Source organism: Lonsdalea britannica (assembly GCF_946477055.1).
Classification (GTDB): domain Bacteria; phylum Pseudomonadota; class Gammaproteobacteria; order Enterobacterales; family Enterobacteriaceae; genus Lonsdalea; species Lonsdalea britannica_A.
Window position 1 is genome coordinate 1 of sequence record NZ_CAMKXG010000190.1, and the last position, 6782, is coordinate 6782.

At 55.4% G+C, this 6782-nt stretch carries 7 protein-coding genes; 2 read left to right on the forward strand and 5 right to left on the reverse strand.

Annotated elements, in window-relative coordinates; genetic code table 11:
- Positions 1-312: 312 nt before the first annotated feature.
- The 5 genes from dppF to dppA all read right to left on the reverse strand — a co-directional run bounded on the left by dppF (position 313) and on the right by dppA (position 5977).
- The gene (gene dppF / locus Q7O77_RS12600) at positions 313-1329 is read right to left on the reverse strand and encodes a dipeptide ABC transporter ATP-binding subunit DppF (RefSeq protein ID WP_304167811.1); all 1017 of its coding nucleotides are present in this window, start codon (positions 1327-1329) and stop codon (positions 313-315) included.
- On the reverse strand, positions 1326-2306 hold the full coding sequence (gene dppD, locus Q7O77_RS12605; protein WP_304167813.1) for a dipeptide ABC transporter ATP-binding protein: 981 nt from the start codon (positions 2304-2306) through the stop codon (positions 1326-1328). Before dppD ends, dppF begins: the two co-directional genes overlap by 4 nt.
- A gap of 10 nt (positions 2307-2316) precedes the next feature.
- Entirely contained in the window at positions 2317-3222 is a 906-nt protein-coding gene (gene dppC, locus Q7O77_RS12610) for a dipeptide ABC transporter permease DppC (protein ID WP_304167815.1), read from the reverse strand.
- 9 nt (positions 3223-3231) lie between these two features.
- The gene (gene dppB / locus Q7O77_RS12615; RefSeq protein ID WP_304167817.1) at positions 3232-4251 is read right to left on the reverse strand and encodes a dipeptide ABC transporter permease DppB; all 1020 of its coding nucleotides are present in this window, start codon (positions 4249-4251) and stop codon (positions 3232-3234) included.
- 118 nt (positions 4252-4369) lie between these two features.
- Positions 4370-5977, reverse strand: coding sequence for a dipeptide ABC transporter periplasmic-binding protein DppA (gene dppA / locus Q7O77_RS12620; protein WP_304167818.1), 1608 nt, complete (start codon positions 5975-5977; stop codon positions 4370-4372).
- 85 nt (positions 5978-6062) lie between these two features.
- Here dppA and Q7O77_RS12625 point away from each other — a divergent pair, with 85 nt between their 5' ends.
- Together Q7O77_RS12625 and Q7O77_RS12630 are read left to right on the forward strand one after the other, a co-directional pair.
- Complete coding sequence (locus Q7O77_RS12625; RefSeq protein WP_304167821.1) at positions 6063-6284, forward strand: hypothetical protein; 222 nt, start codon at positions 6063-6065, stop codon at positions 6282-6284.
- A gap of 170 nt (positions 6285-6454) precedes the next feature.
- Positions 6455-6583: a hypothetical protein gene (locus Q7O77_RS12630; protein ID WP_304167824.1), complete on the forward strand. Its 129-nt coding sequence runs from the start codon at positions 6455-6457 to the stop codon at positions 6581-6583.
- The last annotated feature ends 199 nt before the right edge of the window (positions 6584-6782 follow it).

The window sequence follows — 6782 nt, forward strand, 5'->3', positions numbered from 1 at the left end:
GTCTCGTGGGCTCGGAGATGTGTATAAGAGACAGTTTTTATAATAAAAAACGTAATATTTAATTACCAAGACTCGGGCATTGTTGCGATGAAAAATAGGATTATCCGACGCGATAAAGTCCTCATGACCTTTCCTTTTTCCGACTTGAAAAACAGCATGTTACATTCCGGACTTTTCCACCTTTTCGCTATAAAACCCCCGCGTCTGTTGGATTGGATGAGCGGGCATGCCGTTGTCGGCGGCGTTACAGCACAGAAACAGGAAACCCGCCAGACGCCTGAACTAACGTCTGACGGGCTTTATGACCGGTTCTTATTGTGATACGGGCTGGGACAGCGCCTCTTCCTCATCCACCGCAAAGCAGGCCACCTTCCGTTCACCGTAGGCGATAAGCTGCGGCTGGCGTGCCACACAGGCGTCGAACCGGCGTCGGCAACGGGTGTTGAACGCGCAACCCGGCGGCGGATTCAGCGGGCTGGGCAGCTCCCCGCTCAGTTTAATGCGCTCGCGGCGCAAATCGGGGTTCAGGCGCGGCGTCGCGGAAAGCAGCGCCTGAGTGTAGGGATGGCGTGGATGGTCAAAAATCTGCGCCTTGCTCCCCTGCTCGACAGCGCGGCCCAGATACATCACCATCACCTCATCGGCGATATGCTCGACCACCGATAAATCGTGAGAAATGAAGACGTAAGACAAGCCTAGCTCCTGCTGCAAGTCCATCATCAGATTCAGCACCTGCGCCCTGACGGACACATCCAGCGCGGAAACCGGTTCGTCCGCGATCAGCACGTCCGGGTCCAACATTAATCCCCGCGCGATAGCGATGCGCTGACGCTGCCCGCCGGAAAACATGTGCGGATAACGGTCGTAGAACTCCGTTCTCAAACCAACCTTATCCATCATCGCCAGCGCCTTTTCCCGCCGTTCAGCGCGACTCAGCGCCGTATTGATCACCAACGGTTCTTCCAAAATCTGACCAATCTTCTTGCGGGGATTCAGCGACGCGTACGGATTTTGAAACACGATCTGGATTTTCTGCCGCCGCAACTTTTCAGCCGCAGGGTCTGCCTTCAGCAAGTCTTGTCCCTGATAATAGAGTTCGCCGTGAGACGGCGTTTCAATCAGCGTCAACAGGCGGCCCAGCGTCGATTTACCGCAGCCGGATTCGCCGACCACGGCCAGCGTTTTACCTCTTTCCAGCGTAAAGGAGACGCCATCCAGCGCTTTTACCACCCGCTCAGGCTGAAATAGCCCGGACTTCACCGGGTAGTATTTTTTCAACGCCCGCGCTTCCAGCAGCACGTCCTGACGCACCTCGTTGTCATGACTCATAAACTGGGCCTCCCCGAATCATCCAACGGCGTATGGCACTTCACCCGGCGATCGCCCCAAGGTTGCAGCACGGGCTCTTGCTGGCGGCAGTGGTCCGTGACATACGGGCAGCGCGGGTTCAGCAGGCAACCCAAGGGCCGATCATATTTGCCGGGGACAACGCCCGGCAGCGAAGCGAGCCGCGATTTATCCTCGGCGAACTCCGGCAACGCCCGCAGCAACGCCTGCGTGTAGGGATGACGCGGCGCCTTAAAAATCTCACTGGCGAGCCCCGACTCCACGACCTGCCCGGCATACATCACGATGATTTGATGCGCCGCTTCGGCGACCAGCGCCAGATCGTGGGTAATCAGTATCAGCGCCATATTCTCCTGCTGTTGCAGCGTCAGCAGCAGCTCGATAATCTGCGCCTGAATGGTGACATCCAGCGCAGTCGTAGGCTCATCGGCGATCAGCAGCTGCGGACGGCAGGCAAGCGCCATCGCTATCATGACCCGCTGGCTCATCCCCCCCGACAGCTGATGAGGATAAACGTCCAGCCGCGAGGCCGGATCCGGAATCCCGACCATCGTCAGCAGGTCGATGGCCCGCTGGCGTCGGGTCCGGCGGTTGCCGCCCTGATGCACCTTGATGGCCTCCATAATCTGGAATCCTACGGTGTAGCTGGGGTTAAGGCTGGTCATCGGGTCCTGAAAAATCATCGCGACTTCCGCGCCCACCAGCTGACGGCGCGCCTTCTCCGGCATGGCGATCAAATCGCGTTCGTCGAACGTCAGGCTATCGGCCGTGACCTGACCGGGAGCATCGATCAATCCCATGATGGCCAGCGAGCTGACCGATTTCCCGGAGCCGGATTCGCCGACAATCCCGACAACCTGACCGCGTTCAACCTGATAGCTGACGCGATCGACCGCCTTGAACGGCTGCGCGCCCTCGCCGAAACTCACGGACAGGTGTTCTACGTTAAGTAACGCCATCGCTCTTCCTCTACGCCTGCTTGAGTTTGGGGTCGAGAGCATCGCGCAAGCCGTCCCCCACCAAATTGAACGCCAGTACCGTCAACAGAATCAGCAGTCCCGGAAAGGTCACGACCCACCAGGCGCTTTGCGCATATTGCAGCACGTCCGACAGCATGGTTCCCCATTCCGGCGTGGGCGGCTGCGCGCCCATTCCCAGAAACCCCAGCGCCGCCATATCCAGAATCGCGTTGGAAAACCCCATGGACGCCTGCACAATCAGCGGCGCAAGGCAGTTAGGAAGGATATTGAGGAACATCTGCCGCATGGCGCCCGCCCCCGCGACGCGAGAGGCGGTAACGTAGTCACGGTTGGCTTCCACCAGCACCGCAGCGCGCGTCAGACGCACATAGTGCGGCAGCGAAACGAACACCAGCGCGATGGCCGCATTCACAATCGACGGGCCGAATATCGCGACCAGCACCAGCGCCAGCAGCAAGCTCGGCAACGCCAGCATGATGTCCACCAGCCGCATGATAGCGGCATCCACCAGACCGCCGAAGTAGCCGGAGATTAACCCCAACACGGTTCCAAACAGTAGGGAGATCGCCACCACCAGACACCCGACCAACAGCGACAGACGCGTGCCGTACATCAGGCGGGACAACATATCGCGCCCCACATCGTCGGTGCCAAGAAGGAATGACCAACTGCCGCCATCCTGCCAGACCGGCGGCGCGAGCAGCGCTTCACGAAATTGTTCGGACGGCGAGTGCGGCGCCAGTACTCCCGCCCCGAGCGCGATCAATATCATCATCACGATGTAGGCCAGTCCCACGACGGCGCCTTTGTTGCGACAGAAGTCGTGCCAGAACGCCTGTAGCGGCGTTAACGGCGTCGGTGCCGTATTCGCCGCGGGTTGAGTCAGTTGCGTCATCGTGGCCTCCTATTTGCCATGCCGGATACGCGGATTCACCACGCCATACAGCAGATCCACCAGCACATTGACCAGAATGATCAGCGACGCCACCAATAGAACGCCGCCCTGCACGACCGGGTAATCGCGGCGTTGCAAGGCGTCCATCAGCCAGCGCCCCAGCCCCGGCCAGGAAAAAATGGTTTCGGTCAGAATGGCGCCCGCCAGCAAAGTGCCGACCTGAAGTCCTATCACCGTGACCACCGGCAGCATCGCGTTGCGCAAGGCATGCACCACAACCACCCTCAGGCGGCTCAACCCCTTGGCGCGCGCCGTGCGGATATAATCCTCGCTCAGCACTTCCAGCATGGAAGAGCGCGTCATACGCACAATGACCGCCAGTGGGATCGTCCCGAGTACGATGGAAGGTAAAATGATATGCATCACCGCATCAGTGAAGTCGCCTTCTGCTCCCCATATAAAAGTGTCGATAAGCATGTAGCCGGTCAGCGGCAGAGACTCGTCCAGAAATAAGGTATCGCCTACCCGGCCGGAGACCGGCGTGAGATTAAAATGAACGGAAACCAGCATGATGAGCATCATTCCCCACCAGAAGATCGGCATGGAATAACCGGTCAACGCGACGCTCACTGCCGCATGATCGAAGAGTGAGTCACGTTTGACGGCCGCCAGGACGCCCACCGGAATACCGATCACAATAGCGAAAAGCATGGCGCACACGCCAAGTTCGAAAGTGGCCTTGAAGCGCGGAACGAACTCGTCCCAGACTGAAGTCCGGCTTTTGAGCGATGTGCCTAAATCGCCATGCAAAACGCCGTCGATGTAGTGGACGTACTGTTGCCACATGGGCTTGTCCAGACCCATTTCCGCCATCAGTTGGGCATGACGTTCCGGAGTGATCCCCCGCTCTCCGGCCATGATCATGACAGGATCGCCGGGGATCAGATGCACAAAGGCAAAGGTCAGTAGGGTGATACCGATAAACGTGGGGATAACCAGCCCCAACCGCCGGAGTATGAACTGAAACATATCCGCACTCTCTATGGATGACCGACCCGTCGGCGGATCGATCAGGAGTCGCCACCTGCAGCATTCATCGTCGCTGCGCACCCGCAAGCACGCAGCGACATCGCATCGTGGTCAGTGATTAATCCAGGGACACATGGTTGAAGTTATGCACGCCGCGCGGTTCGATGACGTAACCTTTTACGTTACTGCGAATCGGTTCATACACCGTCGAGTGGGCGATGATCAGCGCCGGGGCCTGATCGTGCATGATGACCTGCGCCTGTTTATACAGCTCGATGCGCTTAGCCTGATCGGAGATGGCCCGAGCCGGCTGTATGACATCCTCGAACGGCTTGTAGCACCAACGGGAGTAGTTGGAGCCTTTGCGAGCGGCATCGCAGCTAAACAGCGTCGCGAAGAAGTTATCCGGGTCCCCATTGTCGCCGGTCCAGCCAAACAGGACGGTCTGATGCTCCCCGTCTTTGGAACGTTTCAAATATTCGCCCCATTCGTAGGTCACAATCTTGGCGTTCACGCCGATTTTGGCCCAGTCAGACTGAATCATCTCCGCCATACGGCGCGCATTTGGGTTATACGGTCGCTGGACCGGCATGGCCCACAGATCAATCGTAAAACCATCGCTTAGTCCGGCTTCCTGCAACAGCGCTTTCGCCTTCTGCGGGTCATAGGTGTAATCCTGCACCGCATCGTTGTAACCCCACATGGTGGGCGGGATCAGGTTTTTGGCCGCCTGACCGGCGCCCTGATAGACGGCCTCGATAATGGCCTGTTTGTTGACGGCATAGTTCAGCGCCTGCCGTACCTTGAGATTATCCAGCGGCTTTTTCTCGACGTTATAGGAGAGATAGCCAACGTTAAGACCCGGCTTTTCAAGCAGAATCAGGTTCTTATCCTTCCTCATGCTGGCCAAATCCGCCGGGTTGGGATAGGGCATGATCTGGCATTCGTTTTTCTGCAGCTTGGCGTAACGCACTGAGGCGTCAGGCGTAATGGAGAAGACCAGGCGATCTACGCCCGGTTTCTGTCCCCAGAAACCATCGAACGCTTTATACAGAATGCGCGAGTCTTTTTGATATTGTTGCAACTGGAACGGACCGGTGCCGAGCGGGTTCAGATCGACTTTTTCAGGCGTTCCAGCCTTCATCATCGCATCGGCGTATTCAGCGGATAAAATGGAGGTAAAATCCATCGCCAGATCGGCGGCAAATGGCGCCTCGGCGTGGGTCAGATGGAAACGTACAGTGTGGTCGTCGACTTTTTCCACTTTCTCGATCAGGTCTCGCATCCCCATGCCTTCAAAGTACTCATAGCTGCCGCCTGACACTTTGTGGTACGGGTGATTCACATCGAGCTGCCGCAGGAATGAGAACAGCACGTCGTCGGCATTCAGGCCGCGCGTCGGTTTGAAATCTTTACTGCTTTGCCATTTCACGTCTTTGCGCAAATGGAAGGTGTACGTTTTGCCGTCGTCGCTGATATCCCACTTCTCAGCCAGACCAGGCTCGATCTCGGTGGTCCCATTTTTGAATTCAATCAGACGGTTATAGATGGGCACCGAACTGGCATCGAACGTCGTGCCTGATGTGTACAACTGCGGATTGAAACCTTCCGGAGAACCTTCCAAGCAATACACTAACGTTTTAGCCTGCACGCCCGCCGTCACCGAGAGCGCCAGCAGTCCAAGGCCAAGCCTCAGCATCCTTGATTTCATCATGGATTTAGCCATTTACGTATGCCTCATAGTATGGATGTTGTGTGTTAGCAGACGGACCGTTGTTTTTATTTCGTGGCCCGCATACTGCGGCGTTACCGTGACAGGCATCAGTAACCAGGAAAATAAGCCGTGCGATGCTTCCCTGCTTGTCGAAGAAAACACAGGGAAATACCCACACACGGACGGTGCCATTTCCAGCAGTGTCATCAATTTGTCAACTGTTCACATTCAGGTCAATACACCCAATATGGATTTACAAGGTCCTCCAGCGCGTTATGACGAACTAAAAAAAGAAAAAAGCCTCTCACTTCAGATTTAAAATCCGATATACATAAAAAATTAAGCCTAAAATTACAAAAAAGTCCAAAGTCGGTAATTTAAAGGCGAAAAATAACTATATGAAATTCATCTTACCCTTCTTGTCCTCCGCGTTAGTTTTCAGGATTAATCTCGCAACAATGATATTTTTGTCACAAAAAAGGGGGGATTGTGATTTTCAAATTTTCATTTGATGTGGCTGAAAAAGACTATCTGCGTAAGGTGAAAAAAGAGGGGCTAAAAAGCTATCGGCTCGACAGAGGGGATACCTCGACACCGGAAGCGAACGCCTGCGGGTAGCGTTCATCCGTGAGGATGATTGAGTGCTGAGTGATTAGCATCACAAAATAAAAAGAAATAAAAATGAGGACGCTGGCTGAAATAAGGGTAATTATGTGATCCAGCAGGCATTACACTGCAAATATAAAAAACAGAGATATTAATAATTACAGGCGTGATCTCATATTTTCCTTACAGGAATTACATTAGTTTTAAAACT

Excerpts from the sequence above, each read along its gene's own strand:
- dppF (WP_304167811.1), bottom strand. The coding sequence starts at position 1,329 with ATGAGTCATGACAACGAGGTGCGTCAGGACGTGCTGCTGGAAGCGCGG.
- dppD (WP_304167813.1), bottom strand. The coding sequence starts at position 2,306 with ATGGCGTTACTTAACGTAGAACACCTGTCCGTGAGTTTCGGCGAGGGC.
- dppC (WP_304167815.1), bottom strand. The coding sequence starts at position 3,222 with ATGACGCAACTGACTCAACCCGCGGCGAATACGGCACCGACGCCGTTA.
- dppB (WP_304167817.1), bottom strand. The coding sequence starts at position 4,251 with ATGTTTCAGTTCATACTCCGGCGGTTGGGGCTGGTTATCCCCACGTTT.
- dppA (WP_304167818.1), bottom strand. The coding sequence starts at position 5,977 with ATGGCTAAATCCATGATGAAATCAAGGATGCTGAGGCTTGGCCTTGGA.